The following is a 1,135-nucleotide window of genomic DNA, read 5'->3' on the forward strand; positions in this document are numbered from 1 at the left end:
CTTCGGGCACGCGGAAATATTCGACGGTGCGAGCGAGCGCGAAGGAGTTGGGCGGGATGATGCAGACATCGGTCTCGCGGTCGACAAAGCTGTCGGGATCGAAAGCCTTGGGATCGACCACCGAGGAATTCACATTGGTGAAGATCTTGAACTCGGGCGCGACGCGCGCGTCATATCCATAGGAAGACAGGCCATAGGAGATGACCCCGTCGCGCCGCTGCGCCTCGACAAAGGGCTCGATCATGCCGTGTTCGAGCGCCTGGGTGCGGCGTTCCTTGCGGCGGTTGAGCTTGCGGGCCCAGCCCATCCCCTCAACCACCGGGTGCCACGGGCGGTGGTTCTGCCAGCCGGGGTAACGCCACCGGCTGAGCACGTCTGCCGCGTTGTAGATAAAGCCCTCGGTGGCCCTCCTCGGGAACGAGGATGACACCTTGCGATGTTCCGGGATCGGCGGCAATTGCGCGGCCAGCGCGCGATACCACGCCGGATCGCGCGACAGCGTGCTGTACCCGTTCACGCCGCCGAGCTCCATCGTTACCCAGTCAGGGCGGATGTAGCCTTCCTCGAACACATAGGCGGTGACGCCCTGTTCGCGGCAGATTTCAAGCGCGGCCCTGTGATGGTCGCGGCAGTCGCCGAACAGCATGATATCGGTGATGGCATGATCTTGCAGCAACTGCGCGAAGTGGCCGGGCCATTCTTCCAGCGTGCCGCGCCCGTTCCCGAGGATGGTGACGGTGACATTGCGTCCAGCGATTACGCCGGGTGCCCCGCCGATGCTAGCGCGGGCCATGACAGAACGTGTGGCGGGATCGAGCGAGGGTGCGACCGCGATGATCTTGCCGCCGACTGGCGCTACCCCTTCGCCGCCCAGCGCGATCTCGACCGCCATGCCGGGCCGGACAGTTTGCGCGAGCCGTTCTGGCAGTTGCAGTTCGATCTGGTAGGCACCCGCCGCCTCGACCACGAAGGGCGCGTTGTCAGTGTATACTCCGCCGCCAGTCTCGACGGCGTCCTGAGCCACACGCCCCGCATTCGGCGAACGCTAGGTCATGGTTCCGTCAGCACCAACGCCGCCAAGTGACGCCATTTTCGAAAACTGCGTCACACTGGCGCGGGCCTGATCCCATTCGGC

1 protein-coding gene and 1 pseudogene are annotated in these 1,135 nt (G+C 64.8%); both read right to left on the reverse strand.

Annotation, left to right across the window (positions count from 1 at the left end):
* A partial coding sequence (locus SOQ14_RS14180) for a dCTP deaminase (RefSeq protein WP_416232768.1) occupies positions 1–307 on the reverse strand: 307 nt, incomplete at its 3' end.
* 9 nt (positions 308–316) lie between these two features.
* Positions 317–892 (reverse strand): annotated as a pseudogene (locus SOQ14_RS14185) (capsular polysaccharide export protein, LipB/KpsS family); the annotation flags it as partial.
* Between the last annotated feature and the right edge of the window lie 243 nt (positions 893–1,135).

It is taken from the genome of Erythrobacter epiphyticus, from assembly GCF_034653295.1.
Classification (GTDB): domain Bacteria; phylum Pseudomonadota; class Alphaproteobacteria; order Sphingomonadales; family Sphingomonadaceae; genus Erythrobacter.